Annotated in this window: 12 protein-coding genes and 1 pseudogene; 4 read left to right on the forward strand and 9 right to left on the reverse strand. The window is 65.1% G+C overall.

Annotation, left to right across the window (positions count from 1 at the left end):
* Window positions 1-3 precede the first annotated feature (3 nt).
* From QP552_RS10855 to QP552_RS10875, 5 genes are all read right to left on the reverse strand, one after another.
* Entirely contained in the window at window positions 4-2652 is a 2649-nt protein-coding gene (locus QP552_RS10855) for an excinuclease ABC subunit UvrA (protein ID WP_286073605.1), read from the reverse strand.
* A gap of 131 nt (window positions 2653-2783) precedes the next feature.
* On the reverse strand, window positions 2784-3302 hold the full coding sequence (locus QP552_RS10860) for a hypothetical protein (protein WP_286073606.1): 519 nt from the start codon (window positions 3300-3302) through the stop codon (window positions 2784-2786).
* Between the two features lie 40 nt (window positions 3303-3342).
* Window positions 3343-3774 (reverse strand): BLUF domain-containing protein, encoded by a 432-nt coding sequence (locus QP552_RS10865; RefSeq protein ID WP_106548484.1) that lies wholly within the window; start codon window positions 3772-3774, stop codon window positions 3343-3345.
* A gap of 823 nt (window positions 3775-4597) precedes the next feature.
* Entirely contained in the window at window positions 4598-5467 is an 870-nt protein-coding gene (locus tag QP552_RS10870; protein ID WP_111113798.1) for a methylenetetrahydrofolate reductase, read from the reverse strand.
* Window positions 5467-6381 carry a LysR family transcriptional regulator gene (locus QP552_RS10875; RefSeq protein ID WP_099552177.1) on the reverse strand — a complete coding sequence of 305 codons (915 nt, stop codon included), beginning with the start codon at window positions 6379-6381 and terminating at the stop codon, window positions 5467-5469. The genes QP552_RS10870 and QP552_RS10875 overlap by 1 nt, the downstream gene beginning before the upstream one ends.
* A 75-nt stretch (window positions 6382-6456) precedes the next feature.
* On the opposite strand from QP552_RS10875, the gene msuE reads away from it, so the two are divergent.
* Genes msuE through QP552_RS10890 form a run of 3 tightly spaced genes read left to right on the forward strand, consistent with a single transcriptional unit; the run spans window position 6457 to window position 9152 of the window.
* Complete coding sequence (msuE, locus tag QP552_RS10880; protein WP_111113800.1) at window positions 6457-7044, forward strand: FMN reductase; 588 nt, start codon at window positions 6457-6459, stop codon at window positions 7042-7044.
* Between the two features lie 56 nt (window positions 7045-7100).
* Entirely contained in the window at window positions 7101-8078 is a 978-nt protein-coding gene (locus QP552_RS10885; protein ID WP_286073607.1) for a DUF1852 domain-containing protein, read from the forward strand.
* 39 nt (window positions 8079-8117) lie between these two features.
* Complete coding sequence (locus QP552_RS10890; RefSeq protein WP_286073608.1) at window positions 8118-9152, forward strand: methionine synthase; 1035 nt, start codon at window positions 8118-8120, stop codon at window positions 9150-9152.
* Window positions 9153-9261: 109 nt separating this feature from the next.
* Here the strand turns inward: QP552_RS10890 and QP552_RS10895 are convergent, their stop codons facing one another.
* Together QP552_RS10895 and QP552_RS10900 are read right to left on the reverse strand one after the other, a co-directional pair.
* The gene (locus tag QP552_RS10895; protein WP_286073609.1) at window positions 9262-10290 is read right to left on the reverse strand and encodes a tetratricopeptide repeat protein; all 1029 of its coding nucleotides are present in this window, start codon (window positions 10288-10290) and stop codon (window positions 9262-9264) included.
* 209 nt (window positions 10291-10499) lie between these two features.
* Window positions 10500-10901 (reverse strand): annotated as a pseudogene (locus QP552_RS10900) (hypothetical protein); the annotation flags it as partial.
* A gap of 132 nt (window positions 10902-11033) precedes the next feature.
* On the opposite strand from QP552_RS10900, the gene QP552_RS10905 reads away from it, so the two are divergent.
* Window positions 11034-11837, forward strand: a complete 804-nt coding sequence (locus tag QP552_RS10905; RefSeq protein ID WP_111113803.1) for an endonuclease — start codon at window positions 11034-11036, stop codon at window positions 11835-11837.
* Window positions 11838-11924: 87 nt separating this feature from the next.
* Here the strand turns inward: QP552_RS10905 and QP552_RS10910 are convergent, their stop codons facing one another.
* Together QP552_RS10910 and QP552_RS10915 are read right to left on the reverse strand one after the other, a co-directional pair.
* Window positions 11925-13790, reverse strand: a complete 1866-nt coding sequence (locus QP552_RS10910; RefSeq protein WP_286073610.1) for a PepSY-associated TM helix domain-containing protein — start codon at window positions 13788-13790, stop codon at window positions 11925-11927.
* A 70-nt stretch (window positions 13791-13860) separates the two neighbouring features.
* The gene (locus QP552_RS10915; RefSeq protein ID WP_286073611.1) at window positions 13861-16317 is read right to left on the reverse strand and encodes a TonB-dependent siderophore receptor; all 2457 of its coding nucleotides are present in this window, start codon (window positions 16315-16317) and stop codon (window positions 13861-13863) included.
* Window positions 16318-16360 lie beyond the last annotated feature (43 nt).

Raw genomic sequence — 16360 nt, forward strand, 5'->3', positions numbered from 1 at the left:
GCCCTACAGATGAGCCAGCTCTCGCGCGAGGAAAGGCGCTGTCCTGCTTCCCTGCGCGCGCGCCACCTGTTGCGGCGTTCCCTTCGCCACGATGGTGCCACCGGCACTGCCTGCGCCCGGCCCGACGTCAATCACCCAGTCCGCCTGCGCGACCGCCCGCATGTCATGCTCGATCATCACCACCGTATTTCCTGCGTCGACCAGCCGCTGCAGTTGAACCAGCAGCCTGTCCGCATCGGAGGCATGCAGGCCGGTGGTGGGTTCGTCCAGCACGTACAGCGTGCGCCCGCGCTGGCTGCGCTGCAGTTCGGTGGCCAGCTTGATGCGCTGGGCCTCGCCGCCTGAAAGCTCGGTGGCCGGCTGGCCCAGCCGCAGGTAACCCAGGCCGATTTCCTGCAGCAACTGCAGCGGGCGGGAAATGGGCTCCTCCGCGCTGAAGAATGCGTGCGCCTGGTCCACCGTCATCTGCAGGACCTCGGCGATGTTGCGGTCGTTCCACAGCACCTTCAGGGTGGCTTCGTTGTAGCGGGCGCCGTGGCAGGTGGGGCATGGGGCGTAGACGCTGGGCATGAACAGCAGTTCGACGCTCACGAAACCCTCGCCTTCGCAGGTCTCGCATCGGCCCTTGGCCACGTTGAACGAGAAACGGCCCGCGTCGAACCGGCGACGACGTGCGGCGGGTGTCGCCGCGAACAGTTTGCGCACGTGGTCGAACAGCCCGGTATAGGTGGCCAGGTTGGAGCGTGGCGTGCGGCCGATCGGCTTCTGGTCCACCTGCACCACGCGTTGGATGGCGTCCACATCACCGGCCAGTTGGCCTCGGGTGGTTTCGATCACGGTCGGCCCGTCCGTGGGTGAGGCCTCGGCACCGTCGTCCGCGGGTTCGTGCCCCAGATGCAGCAGCATCAGCTCCGGCAGCGCCTGCGCCATCAGGCTGGACTTGCCAGAGCCGGAAATGCCGGTCACTGCCGTCAGCAATCCCAACGGCACCTGCGCGTCCACGCCCTGCAGGTTGTGACGGTGGATGCCTTTCAGCTCCAGCCAGTTCCCGGCGCTGCGCTGGCGGCTGGCAGGCGCAGGCACCTGGTCGAACAGATACCGGGCCGTGCGCGAATCCTGTACCTGGCGCAGGCCATCAGGTTCGCCGCTGTAAAGCACGCGCCCTCCCCGCTCGCCGGCCTCCGGCCCCACGTCCACCAGCCACTGCGCGCGGCGCATCAGCTCCAGATCGTGTTCGACCACGAACACCGAGTTTCCGCCATCACGCAGCCGGTCCAGCGCGTCGTACAGCGCCTGGCTGTCGGCCGGGTGCAGGCCGGCCGAAGGTTCGTCGAGCACATACAGCACGCCAAACAGCAGCGAGCTGAGCTGGGTGGCCAGCCGCAGGCGCTGCAGTTCGCCAGCGGACAGGGTGGGCGTGGCGCGGTCCAGCGAGAGATAGCCCAGGCCAAGCTCCCGTAGTTGCCGCACCCGCCCCATGACCCCGCCCGCCAGCCGCTGTGCAGCCAGCCGCTTCTCTTCGGACAGGGCCGAGGTCAGGCGTACATCCGGAGCCGCAGCGTGGACGGCGCGACCGCTGGCCGCTCGCTGGCTGCGGTCGCGTCGCGCGCTCGTCTTGCTGGTGCGTTCGCCCCGGCTGTGCGCGCTGAAGTCACCTCGCGCGATGGGCTCCAGCAGATCTGCCAATTGATCCAGAGGCAACCGCATGAACTCACCGATATCCACACCCGCGAAGGTGACCGAGAGCGCCTCCGGCTTCAGGCGCTTTCCGTGGCAGGCCGGGCACAGCTTGCCTTCCATGTAGCGGGAAACCCGTTTGCGCATCAGCGCGCTCTGGGTATTGGCGAAGGTATGCAGCACATAACGACGCGCGCCGGTGTACGTGCCCATGTAGCTCGGTTCGAGCTTTCGCATGAGCGCGGCCCGGGTCTCGGCAGGCGTGAAGCCGGCATAGACCGGCACGGTGGGTGTTTCCTCGGTGAACAGGATCCAGTCTCGATCCTTCTTCGGCAGCGTCTTCCACGGCACATCGATGTCGTAGCCGAGCGTGACCAGGATGTCGCGCAGGTTCTGGCCATGCCATGCCGGCGGCCAGGAGGCGATGGCGCGCTCGCGGATGCTCAGCGACGGGTCCGGCACCATCAAGGCTTCGGTCACTTCGTAGACATGCCCCAACCCGTGGCAGGTACTGCAGGCGCCCTGCGGCGTGTTGGGCGAGAAGTCCTCCGCGTAGAGCATCGGCTGGTTGGCCGGATATGCGCCTGCACGCGAATACATCATGCGTACCAGGCTGGAGAGCGTGGTGACACTGCCCACCGATGAACGCGCATTGCTCGCGCCGCGCTGCTGCTGCAACGCCACTGCCGGTGGCAGCCCGTCGATGGCGTCCACATCGGGCACGCCGGCCTGGTCGATCAAGCGCCGCGCATAGGGCGCAACGGATTCGAAGTAGCGTCGCTGCGCTTCGGCGAAGACGGTGCCGAAGGCCAGCGATGACTTGCCGGAGCCCGAAACGCCGGAAAACACCACCAATGCGTTGCGCGGAATGGAGACATCGACATTCTTGAGATTGTGCTCGCGCGCGCCGCGTACCTCGACGCAACCGCTGGCAGCGGCGGCACATGACGATTCACCAAAGGGGGGCTTGGACATCTTCGCGATCCTGCGGGCAGAGGAAAGCGCGCGTGAGGCGCGCCCGATGGTGCATTCTCGCTGCTGCGGGGTGAACATGGGGCATGGCGCGGTCACGCCATGCGTGACTTCCGGACACCCATAACGGACTGTCAGCGCCCGTCCGGCCGAACCGGCTCGCGGGCCCCCGTTCTGGGAGCAAATGCCACCTTCTCTCCATTGACCAGCTCGACGACGAACTGGTTGGAGCGATTGAAGCCGATGCTGGTCACCCACGAGAGGTGCGAGACGGTGCGCCGAAGCTGCGATGTGCGCCGATACAACTGATCGAGCGTAACGGTGCGAACCAAGCGGCCACGATTGTAGAAAAGCAGCACCGGCTCGCTCAGCGTCACATCAACCGGAACCAGGTTCATGCCCTCGTAGCCGACCACAACCGACTCCCCATCGTCCGACGGGAACAACCAGCGATGCCATCCGGGTATCAGCCAGGCATCCTGGCCCGATGCATGTGGCGTTACCCGCGTTGAATTGAGGGCCGGATCGGAATCAGCACAGAGATTTCGAGCGGGGGAACATGCCGTGAACCTCTCCGGCGGCGGCAGCGGGGAGTCGGCAAGCGCCGGGCCCGCAGCCAGCAGTGCAGCGATGAGCGTGATGAGAACCTTCATGTCACTGCACACCTCGATGAAGTGGTCGCCGAAGCCGAAACTAGGCGGCGTGCACGTAGGGCGCTACCGCCGCGGCAAGCACATCGATTCCCCACGCGGAGCCTGCGATCTCCTCGGGCTGGCTTCTCTTGAAGCGTGACCAGTCGGCCCTTGCAAGTCTGCCGACCAGAAGCTGATCGGCAGGAAGTTGGTGCATCGACCAATAGGGAAACTGCCGGGTGGAGACGCGCCCCCGCGCCAGCTCCACGACATCCGTATGGCTGGCCGATTGCAGCACGCGCTCGTAGACGCTGGCCACGCCATCTTCCGGCCCTTCGAAGTACTGCACGAATCGCGTGCCGTCGTGCAGCAGCACGCCCGTCACGCCTGCAACTTTATTGAACCTCGCGGCATCGGCCACGAGCGCCTCCAGGCGATCGATCGAAAGACCTTCTACTGCTTGACTTGCATATACAACGGCCCGGATGGGCATGAATTTCGCCTTGAATATGGCGCCACATCGGCACCCGCTCACACTCTAGCACCCGGCACAAGCCTGCCCCCTGATCCTGATTCTTAACTCTTCAGAATATGGACGGTCGTTGGGTGAGCCTTACGGCACGTCAGACGGCATGATGGGCGCCCCAAACGTTCAGGGCATTGTTCATCTTCATGCGAGACATCGGACAGTTCTATGTAGTCAGCGTCGAAGGAGTGGCGCGTGAGGATGGCACCCTGCTGCAGGTCACCCGGATTGATTGCTCCTGCCTGAAATGCTCAAGGCAATTCCGGGCCATTCCTGATCATGGGCTTGTCGACCTCAACGGCGCCGCTTCGCTCAGCTGCCCGGGGTGTGGCAACCACCAGTCCGTCAGCCGTGCACGGCTGGAGGAATTCACGTTGCGTAGTGACCCCTGAGTTGACCCGCACCGCTTCTCGACACCGCGCCGACGCGCCCGACACCCTTGCATCGATATCTTCCCGTAGTAGACCCACAACGGCGTTCCAATGAGTCATACCGGCATATTCAAGATCACCGACCTCACCTACAGACCGGGCGCGGAGGGCGACCTGGCCCGGGCCCTGCAGATCGAAGCAACCTGCACGGCGTGCGGCGCAACCAGTGTCTGGGGTGAGCAGGAGATGGAGCATGTGAGAGGGGGAACCGTGCTTGCGTGCCGCGCATGCGGTACGCGCCAGGCTATCAGCAATGCCGGCCTGATCAGTTGCCCGTCCGAGATACGACACCGACAGGGCTGACCGGGACGGGACCGGGCAACCATATGCGCTGCCCGGTAGCCGTCATCGATGGCCCGTCAGCCGCCGACTGCCGATGCCTGCGGCCGGTGCCGTTTGATCCAGTCCAGTGATTGGGCAATACCACCGAACGGAAAGAAGTGCGGGCTGACCAACCCGTGGGCGTCAGTCAAACTGCCCACCAAGTGGTCCACGAATACTTCCGGCCCTGCGGTCCCGAGCAGCCGCCCGATCGAGATGCCGTACCTTGCCAGCATGGATGCACTGGCACCCACCCCGCACATTGCGGCGTAGCGTGCCAACCGCGCGATGCTTGCCGGACCCGGCACGCCGACCAGCACCGGAACGTCGATGCCACGGGCGCGCAGCGCGTCCAACCAGGCCAGAACGATGTCGGCATCGAAGGCGAACTGCGTGATGATCATCGGCGCCATGCCGCGCGCTTCGATGGCCTGGCACTTGTGTTCCAGCACCTGCCAGCACCCGACACTGCCCATGACCGGATGGCCCTCGGGGTGGCCGCCGATGGCGACGGCCTTGATGCCGGCCCTCTCCAGAAGCCCGGTCTCGATGATCGAAGCGCTATCAGCAAATGGGCCGGCGGGCGTGGCCAGATCGCCGCCGATCAACAGGCACTGGGCGACACCGGCCTCGTTGGCGGCGCGCTGCAGGAACCGTTCAAGCACCACACGCGACCCGATGCGACGGGCCGAGAGATGCGGCATTGGCTCGAATCCCAGCTCACGCACCCTGCGCGCCGCAGCCAGTCGTGCGTCGTCGTCCTCGCTGGCCAGCCAGGGAATGGAGATTGTCGTGCCGCGTGGAATGCGGGCAGCCTCCGCGTGTAGCGCGGGCATGGCTTTGGCGCTCACCTCCAGCGAAAAGGCATCAAGAAAGGCCCGCGCCCGCAGCGACGTAGGTGCGGCCATTACGTGCCCCCGCGCGCATTGCTGGCCAGCGGCGTGCTGTTCCGCGCCAGTTCGATGAAAGCCTGCAGGTAGTCGATGCCGGTATCCGCCTCGCGTGCACCCAGGTAGATCTGCTTGGGGATGCCCTTCGCACCCAGGCGAACGGGCACCACATCCATGCGGGCGGCGTACTCCTCCACCAGCCAGCGTGGCATGGCCGCCACGCCGCGGCCGCTGGCCACCATCTGCATCATGATGTCGGTGGTTTCAATGGCCTTGTGCCGTCGCGGGGTGATACCGGCCGGCAGCAGGAACTGGTTGTAGATGTCCAGGCGCTCGAACGGCACCGGGTAGCTGATCAGCACTTCCTGGCCGAGCTGGCGCGGCTTTACGTGGTCCACCTTGGCCAGGGCGTGGTTGCTGGCCACCACCAGCACCTGTTCGTAGTCGAATACGGGAATGAACTTCAGGCCCGGCTTCAGCAGCGGGTCCGGGGTGACCAGCAGGTCGATCTCGTAGCCGAACAGTGCGCCGATGCCGCCGAACTGGAACTTCTGCTTGACGTCCACGTCCACGTCCGGCCAGGCGGCCAGGTACGGCGAGACGATCTTCAGCAGCCACTGGTAGCAGGGATGGCATTCCATGCCGATGCGCAGCGCACCCCGCTCGCCCTGTGCGAACTGGCCCAGCCGTTCCTCGGCCAGATCCAGCTGTGGCAGCACCCGGTTGGCAACCGCCAGCAGGTACTGCCCGGCCTGGGTCAGCCGCAGGCTGCGGCCTTCGCGCAGCCAGACGTCGGTGCCCAGCTGCTGCTCCAGCTTCTTCATGCTGTGGCTCAGGGCCGACTGGGTCAGGTTGAGTACGCCGGCGGCGGCGGTGAGTGAGCCCTGCTGCTCGACCTGCTGCACGATACTGAGGTGGATCCGCTCCAGCATGATGATGAATCCTACTCATGGATTGGTGAAGTAATACCATTTTACGTCATGGAAGGGCGTGGCTAGCATCGGGTCATGCTTTCACCTACCCGCCCCCTTCGAATCGTCGCCGTTTCCGGCGGATTGCAGCGCCCCTCCAGGGCCGCCACCCTGGCCGAGCATCTGCTGGGCCTGATCGGCGAAGACATCCATAGCGAGCAGCACCTGGTCGAACTGGGCGAACTGGCCCCGCAGCTGGCGGGCGCGCTCTGGCGTTCGCAGCTGCCCGACACCGTGGAACGGCAGTTGGCCGCCGTCGAGCAGGCTGATGTGCTGGTGGTGAGCACGCCGGTCTATCGCGGCTCGTACACCGGGCTGTTCAAGCATTTCTTCGACTTCGTCCACCAGGACGCACTGGTCGACACCCCCATCCTGCTGGCCGCCACCGGTGGCAGCGAGCGCCATTCGCTGGTGATCGACCATCAGCTGCGCCCGCTCTTCAGCTTCTTCCAGGCGCGCACCCTGCCGCTGGGCGTCTACGCCACCGACCGCGATTTCGCCGACGGCCGCGTGCACAACGATGCGCTGATCGAGCGGGCACGGCTGGCGGTGCGGCGGGCCCTGCCGCTGTTGGGCCTGCCCCGCCACCGCGCCGCCGCCCTTGAGGCCGCTGCAGCACTTTGAATGCCGGATGCCTTCGCCCGCCTCCGGATGTCATCCCGCACTACGGAACGCCACCCATGACGACCGACACCTTCACCTTCAGCATCACGCGCATCCCCTTCAACGAGGATTACCAGCCTGCTGACGGGACGCGCATCACCACCAATTTCGCCAACCTGGCCCGCGGTGCGTCCCGCCAGGAAAACCTGCGCAACACGATCAGCATGATCAACAACCGCTTCAACGATCTGGCGCACTGGGACAACCCCAGCGCGGATCGCTACGCGGTCGAGCTGGACATCATCTCGGTGGAGATGCACATCGATGGCGGTGATGGCAGCGATCCGTTCCCGCTGATCGAGGTGCTGCGTCCGACCATCGTCGACACCCGCACCGGTGCCCGTACCGAAGGCATCGTCGGCAATAATTTCTCGTCCTACGTGCGCGACTACGATTTCAGCGTGGTGCTGCCGGCCAGCAACGAAGGCAAGGCCACCTTTGGCATTCCGGAAGGCTTCGGCGACCTGCATGGCAAGCTGTTCAAGCACTTCCTGGAGTCTGACGCCTACCGTGCCAACTTCAGCAAGGGGCCGGTGATCTGCATCAGCGTATCCAGCAGCAAGACCTACCGCCGCACCGAGAACCACCACCCGATCCTGGGCGTGGAGTATCGCCAGGGCGAGTTCTCTCCCACTGACCAGTACTTCGACAAGATGGGCCTGCAGGTGCGCTACTTCATGCCACCGGGCAGCGTCGCACCGCTGGCGTTCTACTTCCAGGGCGACCTGCTGGGCGACTACTCGAACCTGGAGCTGATCGGCACCATCAGCACGATGGAGGCCTTCCAGAAGATCTACCGCCCGGAGATCTACAACGCCAACTCCGTGGCCGGCAAGGTCTACCAGCCCAGCCTGAAGCACCAGGATTACTCCTCAACCCGCATCGTCTACGACCGCGAAGAGCGCAGCCAGCTGGCGGTCAAGCAGGGCAGGTTCACCGAAGAACACTTCATCAAGCCGTACCGCGCCGTGCTTGAGCAGTGGGCTGCCCGCTGATCCACCGATTCCCCATTCGCCCCCAGGAAACAAGACGCAATGTCGACGAAGAAACTGCTTCCCACCTCCACCGCAGGCAGCCTGCCCAAGCCATCCTGGCTGGCCGAGCCCGAGAAGCTCTGGTCACCCTGGAAGCTGCAGGACGATAGCCTGATTGAAGGCAAGCAGGATGCACTGCGCCTGTCCCTGCAGGAGCAGCAGCACGCCGGCATCGATATCGTCAGCGACGGCGAACAGACCCGGCAGCATTTCGTTACCACCTTCATCGAGCACCTCAGCGGTGTCGATTTCGAGAAGCGCGAAACGGTCCGCATCCGCAACCGCTACGATGCAAGCGTGCCAACTGTGGTTGGCGCAGTCAGCCGCCCGAAGCCGGTGTTCGTGGAAGATGCGAAGTTCCTGCGCCGCCAGACCGCGCAACCCATCAAGTGGGCCCTGCCCGGCCCGATGACCATGATCGACACGCTGTACGACGCGCACTACAAGAGCCGCGAAAAGCTGGCCTGGGAGTTCGCGAAGATCCTCAACGAAGAGGCAAAGGAACTGGAGGCCGCCGGCGTGGACATCATCCAGTTCGACGAGCCCGCCTTCAATGTGTTCTTCGACGAAGTGAACGACTGGGGCGTGGCTGCGCTGGAGAGGGCCGTCGAAGGCCTGAAGTGCCAGACGGCCGTGCACATCTGCTACGGCTACGGCATCAAGGCCAACACCGACTGGAAGCAGACACTGGGCTCGGAATGGCGCCAGTATGAAGAGTCGTTCCCCAAGCTGCAGACCTCCAGCATCGACATCATCTCGCTGGAATGCCAGAACTCGCACGTGCCGATCGACCTGATCGAACTGGTGCGCGGCAAAAAGGTGATGGTGGGCGCCATCGACGTGGCCTCCAATACGGTGGAGACGCCGGAAGACGTGGCCAACACGCTGCGCAAGGCGCTGCAGTTCGTGGATGCCGACAAGCTCTACCCGAGCACCAACTGCGGCATGGCACCGCTGGCGCGCGAAGTGGCGCGCGGCAAGCTGCTCGCGCTCAGCGCCGGGGCGAAGATCGTGCGTGAGGAGCTTTCGGCGTGATCAGGCACCGGTTGAGCGGAAATACCGGCCGTCCCCTGGTGTGAGGCCTTCCTGCACCCGGGCCTCTGCGTGAGGTCCGGGTGAGATGGCAGTCATTGCCCGATGGCAATCATCGCCTGCGTGCACGGCGCTCCGGGCAGTCCTTCGGATCGAACAGTTCGAGGGCGCTCATTATCTGGAGATTGGTAAACGCCCCGTCATGTCCCTGTGCGACAGCCTCGCAGTACCAGTAGATCTGCTCATCCCTGTCCTTGGGCACGCCCTGCCCGCTGGCATACAGGTTCCCGAGTTCGAACTGGGCGGGCGCGTAGCCCGCCATTGCCGCCTTGCCGAACCAGGCGGCTGATTGGATATCGTCCTTCGGCACGCCGATACCATCGGCATACATGGTCGCGAGCACGGCCTGAACCTCGGCGTCGCCACTTTTGGCAGCTGCCATCAGTTCCTCAACCGAGTTGAACCTCGGCGGGGGTTCGATCTGGTCACACCACACCTGGCCCTCCTTGCCACTCGAGCACAGCTTCTGGCGAGCATCGCTGACCAGAATTCCCTTCAGATCCTGGACGGCCGCCTTGGTGTACCAGCGCATGGCCTCGGCCCGGTCTTTGGTGAGGCCCGCGCCGCCGCGCTCATACAGGCTGCCAAGGTTGTACTGCCCCGCGGAAGCTCCTCCTTCGGCCGACCTGCGGATCCAGAAGAGGCCCTGCGCATCATCCTTTGACACGCCCAATCCCTCCAGGTACATCATCCCCAGGTCGGACTGTGCAAGACCGTTGCCTTGCTCCGCCGCCTTGCGCACCCAGAACAGTGCTTGCGCGAGATCCTTGGGAACCCCGGTTCCGTTCAGATACATCACGGCAAGAGAGGATTGGGCAGATGCATGGCCCTGCTCAGCAGCCTTGCGATACCAATCAACCGCCGTCACCGGGTTCCTGACCACACCGTTGCCTTCGTTGTAGCGATCTCCAAGATCATTCTCGGCATCTGCGCTGCCGGTCTCGGCTGCTGCCAGCACGCTCTTCAACGAGGCCGCTTCGTCATTGCCAAGCGCGTGGGCGCTGCAGGCGAAAACAAACAGGCCCGTGCACAGAACTGTGCGAACCCGGGCTCCAATCGAATCTTCCATGAACTTCTTCACTCTTCATCAATTCCAGAAAAATACCGCGTGCAAATCGAACTCAGGCTTTGCCGCCCACTATCGCCATGCGCGCTGCACCTTTCCGGGCTTCCGCAACGGAAAATATTCCTACGCGCGTGGTCACGGCATCCCCCGGAACCCCGAGCATCGAGGGTGGCGATCGATGCTCAGGGCGCGATTATAGGTGCTGGTACTGCCCTTCGCAGCGCCAGGACCTTCTTGATCCGTGCCACTTCCCCGGCTCCGGCCTCGGCCAACCGACGGGCCTGCTGCCGTTGCTGCCGCGACTGTACTGGTGACGATCTGCCCGCTTCGAGTGTGGCACCCACCAGCCTCGCCACCGCATCGCGCAGCCGAAGTTGCGGGCAGAGTCGTGCAGCGCACCAGCGCTCGGCATAGCGCTTGGCCTGCCGTGCATTCGCTGCTGCAACGATCTTTGCCTTGGGCACTCTGCGTGCTTCCAGGCACACCCGGAAGCCAAGCACTGCATGCGGCACGATGTTCGCTACGGAGCGCCCATTCCACCACAGGTCCCAACGTTCGCCGCTCTGCACCCAGCCGGAATGCCGGGGGACGGACATTGAATCTGCGATCTCAAGGCGGGAATCCATGGCCGGAAGAATACGATCGGCTGTCGCACGGATTGAGATTGCGATGGCACCGCGATCATCGACCATGAATCGTTCAAGAAGGCGCCGGCTGTCCGCTGCCTGGACGCGCTACCCTGTTGCCCGATGTCTTCCATGCGCAACGTCCTCCATCGTGATCTCGTGTCCAAGGCCGCATCGCTGCCCCGGTTGCCTGGGGTATACACCTTCCACGATGAGGCGGGAGCCGCGCTGTACATCGGCAAGAGCGTGGACATCCGGCGGCGGGTGCTGGACCACCTTCGGGCGCCGGACGAACAACGGCTTGTCGGCAGGACCGACGGGTTTTCCTGCATCCGTACCGCCGGTGACATCGGGGCGCAGCTGCTGGAAGCGCGGCTGATCAAGCAGGCAAAGCCACTGTTCAACAGGAAGCTTCGCCGCAACAAGCGACTGTGCACGATCGTGCTGGCGGCTGACGGGGTCCGCATCGAGGATGTCCACGGCGCCGATCCTGCTCAGGCCCATGGATTGTTCCCCGGCCGTCATGCCGCCATCGCCGCACTGCAGCGCCTGGCGGACGAGCACCAGCTCTGCTACGGGCGGCTGGGGATCGAATCGGTGCGTGCCGGGGTGCCCTGCTTCCGCCACCTGCTCAGGCGCTGCGCGGGTGCCTGCAACGGCAGCGAACCGGCCTCGGCGCATGACGAACGCCTGCGAGGTGGCCTGGCCGGCTACCACCGGCGGGCATGGCCCTACGCCGGCGCAATTGGCATCGACGAGCGCTCGGAGGACATGCGGCAGATCCATGTGGTGCGTAACTGGACGTACCTGGGCTCGGCGCCGACGATCGCAGCAGCGCGAAGGCTCGATACGCCAGCAGTCGGTTTTGATCGTGATGGCTACAGCGTGCTTGCAAGGCCACTGGTCAGTGCGTCGGTGAAGATCATCGCTCTCTAGTGGAATGCTGGCCGAGGCCCCACCTGGGCCAGTGGGCGAGGCGCCTTCGCACAGCCACACGAACAGAACTGCGTTCAGCGTGACGGGTCACATTGAACCGGACCGCAGCAACGCTATGCACAACGCCATGAAGCCGCCACCCACGGCCAACGCCAGCCACGCCTTGCCCATGCTGCGGGCACTGAATACGCCCACGGCCACCGCCACCAGCAGCACGAACCCCAGCAGCGAGGTGGCCAGCACGGAGACTGCCGGTCGCACATCTGTCAGCGCAGGCAGCCCCAAGGCCACTGCGGTCGCGGTTGCCGCGGTGAACGCGTAGCCGCCGGCCGAAGCGGCCAGCACGCGACCCGCCACCTGCCAGCGATAGCCGGCGCCCCGCCCTTCCACGGGCTTGGCGTTGCGTGGCGCCTCCTGCACCTGCGGCCAACGCCGCTGCAGCATCACCGCCATTCGTGCCAACACCAGGCCGAACGCCAGTGCGGTGAGCTCCACGCCGGCCTGCTGCCACGCGCCCCGCTGCAGGTACATCACCAGATGCTGGCCGGTGGTGGCCAGATTCACCAGCGGCAGCGCCAGGCACAGCACCGCGGCCAGCCACAGCTGCTCGATCCATCCCCGGCGTGGCGGGCGCCACAAGGCATGCAGCAACGATACCGCCCAGGCCAGCAGGAATATGCGTATCTCCCAACCGCTACGGTCAGTCATTGCCAACGGCAGCAGGCGATTGGCATGGAAGTAGACAATGCTGGCCAGCGCGATGCCGGCCAACGACACCACATTGAACGCTTCCATCCATCGGTAGATGCCCGTCGTAGGCGCACCGAACTCATGCTCGCTGCGCTTGCGCCGCTTGATGGAGAACAGCAGCGTACCGATCGCGATCATCGCCGTGCCCAGCAGGCCACTGATGAAGTACAGCCACTTCATCGGCCAACCGCCGAAATCCGCTTTGTGTAGTGCTTCGATGCTCTCGTGCACCTGCGCGGCACCCACGCCATGCGGGTGCGATGCGTGCTGTTGCAGCAGTGTGCCGCTGGCAGCATCGAACGTGATCCGACTGGCCTCGGTCAGCAGGCGCCTGTCCGCGCCTTCCACCGGTTTGCGACCCACCACTTCCACCACGCTGTGCACGGTGCCGGGCGTCTGGATGATGATCTGTGCCGGCGATTGCCCGCTGATGGCCTGCGCGCGCGCCAGCAGTTGCGGCAGGTCCGGCAGTCGTGCGGTGGAAACCAGGATTGCGGGCGGAACCGGCTGTGCGGGCGCCAGTTCGGCTTCATAGCGCGCGTATGCGCCATCTGCATCGCCATAGGTCGCATGCACGGGCCACGGCAGATAGCTGCTGTAGAAGAATGCGAGCCCGGTGTAGCCGATCATGAACAGGAAAGGCAGAGTCAGCACAGCGCTCAGGTTGTGCGCATCCAGCCAGCTGCGCTGGCCCTTGCCGGGGCGGAAGGTGAAGAAATCCTTGAAGATGCGCTTGTGCACCACTACGCCGGAGACCAGCGCCAGCAGCATGCAGGCCGTGATCCAGCCGACCAGCCAGTAGCCGGCCATGCCACCGTGCAGGGTGTAGTGGAAGGACATGAAATGGCGCCCGCCCTCGGTTTCCCGTAGGCGAGGTGGAGGTTGTGGCATGCCCGTGCTGGCATCCACCCAGCGTTCGTGCGCGATGCCGTCGCCCTCCTCCCATGACAGTTCCAGCGGCCACCTCTGCTGGGCAGGCCAGCGGATCTGCCATGCCCACGCATCGGCGGCGTGGGTGGCCAGCCATTGCTGCGCACGTGCCGCCTGCGCTCCCGAGTCCATCGCTGGCGAGGAGGCCGGCACGGGACCGGCCTCCATCCAGCGCGTGATCGGCTCACGGAACACGCTGAGCGTACCGGTCAGGAAGATCGCGCACAGCAGCCAGCCACTGGTAAGGCCACACCAGGTATGCAGCCACGACATGCTTTGGCGGAAACCTGCCTTCATGCCGTTCCCGTGGCGGGCACGCTGCCGCCCTGCCGGTTGTGGAGGATCACAGCGAGCCGCGCAGCGTCAGCGTCACATTGCGGGGTTCACCAAAGAAGTTGCCCCGGCGTATCTGGCTGAGCATGGCGTAGTAGCGCGTATCGAACAGGTTGGCCACGTTGAGGCCAACGCTCCAGCGCGGATTGATCCGATAGCCGGCACGCAGGTCCCACACGGCGCGCCCCGCCGCCCCCATGCGCCAGTCCGGGTCGTCGTAGGCCGGATAGGAGTAGCTGCTCTGCGCCGACACGCCACCACCCACGGAGAACGCATTCCACTTGCCGGGCAGCTGGTAGGACGTCGACAGGCGCAGCAGGTGGCGGGGCGTCTCGGCGCTGATGGTCGCGCCCTCATCGTCACGGCTGGTGACGTGGGTGTAGCCGGCCATCATCTGCCAGCCCGGTGCCAGTTCGCCGCTGGCTTCCAGCTCAAAACCCTTGCTGCGCAGCTTGCCGCCATTGCGGTAGCAATCGGACGAAGCCAGCGAGCCACGGCAACTGCCCGGGTCGGACTCGTCCACCACGGCGTTGCCGGTCTTGCGGATGGAGAACACCGCAGCAGACACGTTCAGGCGCCCATCGTTCAATTCGCCCTTCACACCCAGCTCGTAGTTGGCTCCGATGGCCGGGTCCAGCACCGAGCCGGACGAAGTGACATACGAGCTCTGCGGCTGGAAGGTATCGGCGTAGCTGGCGTAGACCGACCATTGCGGCCCCAGGTCGTAGACAAGCCCGGCGTACGGAGTGAATTCGTGCTTCTGTTCGTAGTCACGGCTCCTGGCACCGCTGAAGCCATCGCTGGACTGGTACTTCACCCAGCTCAGCCGGCCGCCCAGCGTGAGGTACAGGGGCTCCGCCAGCTGCAGGCGCAGGTTGCTGTACACGCCGCTCTGCTGGGCGCGGGCGTTCTCCGCCCAGTCCCATGCCGGCTGGTTGGGCTGCGCGATGGCGCTGTGGTCCGGTGCGTAGACATCGATCGGCACGTCGATGGCCAGGTCCGCCGAGCTTTGACGCGTACGCTGGCGCGACCACATCGCGCCCAGCAATACCTGGTGGCTGCGGCCAAAGGCGTCGAAACTGCCGGTGGTGTGCAGATCGATGCCATCGCTGCGCACGCGCGAGCGGTTGAAATAGATGTCGTAGAAGCGCGAACCGACGCCGGTGGCGCGGTCCACCCCGCCAAGCGGAACCGCAACGCGCTGGTCCAGGTCGGACTCGGTGCGGTTCACCGACAGGCGCGCCTTCCAGCGCTCGTTGAAGCGGTGCTCCGCCTCTGCGAAGGCTTCGTCGACGGAGCCTTCCTGCCGGTTCCAGTCCTGAATGAGCGAGGTGGAACGCGTGATGTCCAGTGCGCCGCCGTCGGTGTAGCGCGGCAGGCCGAACAGCCAGTAGCCGTCGGTGTCACTCTGCTGATGGCGCAGGCCGAAGGTCAGCGTGGTGTCTGCACCCAGGTCGGCATCGATCACACCATAGGCGACCGGTGCCTTCGACGAAGTGCCCTGCTGGAAGTATCCACGGTCCTGGTAGGCCGCAACCAAACGGCCGCGCACACTGCCCGCTGCATTGAGCGGGCCGCCGCCATCAACCTCCAGGCGGTAGTTGTCCCATGAGCCCAGGGTGGCCGCCAGATCGAGATGGGCCTGGTCGCGCGGGCGCTTGCGCACCATGTTGATCGCCCCGCTGGGGTCGGCTGCGCCCAGCATCATGCCGCCGGCGCCTCGCAGCACTTCAACCCGCTCCAGTACGGCGGTGTCGATGGGCAGCCAGCCCACGGGGGCATAGACGATGCCGGCCACGCCATCGACCAGGTAGTTGTTGTCATCGACGGTGAAGCTGCGGATCGAGAACTTGTGGTTGCCGAAGTTGCGGGCGGTCTTGGTCACGCCGGTGGTCTGTGCCAGCGCCTCGTCCAGTGTGGTGAGGTTGCGGTCATCCAGCTGCTGGCGGGTGATCACACTGACCGACTGCGGGGTCTGGCGGATGGTCTGGCCCAGTTTGCCCAGGCTGAGCTCGCGCACGGTATAGGCGCCATCGCTCGGGGCGTTGGCGGTCACGTTGATCGTCTGCAGCGTGGTCTGGGTGTCTTTGCCGCGGCCAGGTGATGCCGCTTCCTGCACCAGGGTGAACACGCCGGGGCGGCTGGCGTTGACACGCACCCCACTCCCCTCCAGCAGGCGCGCCAGTGCTTCCTGCGGCGTGTAACTGCCATTCAAGGCCGGGGCGCGGCGGCCGGCCACCGCCGACTCACTGAACAGCACCTGCTGTCGTGACTGCTCGGAGAAGCTGCGCAGTGCAGCATCCAGCGGTTGCGCCGGAATAGCGAACTGCATGCGCGCGGCGGGCTGTGCCTGTGCGATGGCTGGCGCTGCCAGCGCGCTGGAAATGCATAGCGCGAGCAGCGGCAGGCGCCTGGCCTGTACGCCCGTGGAAAACGCGCGGGCAACAAGTGCGCGCTTGATCTTCATGTACCCCATTACCGCTCCATCATGCTTGGCCACCACTGGCCTC

Origin of the sequence: Stenotrophomonas sp. 59 (genome assembly GCF_030291095.1) — a bacterium.
GTDB lineage: Bacteria > Pseudomonadota > Gammaproteobacteria > Xanthomonadales > Xanthomonadaceae > Stenotrophomonas > Stenotrophomonas maltophilia_Q.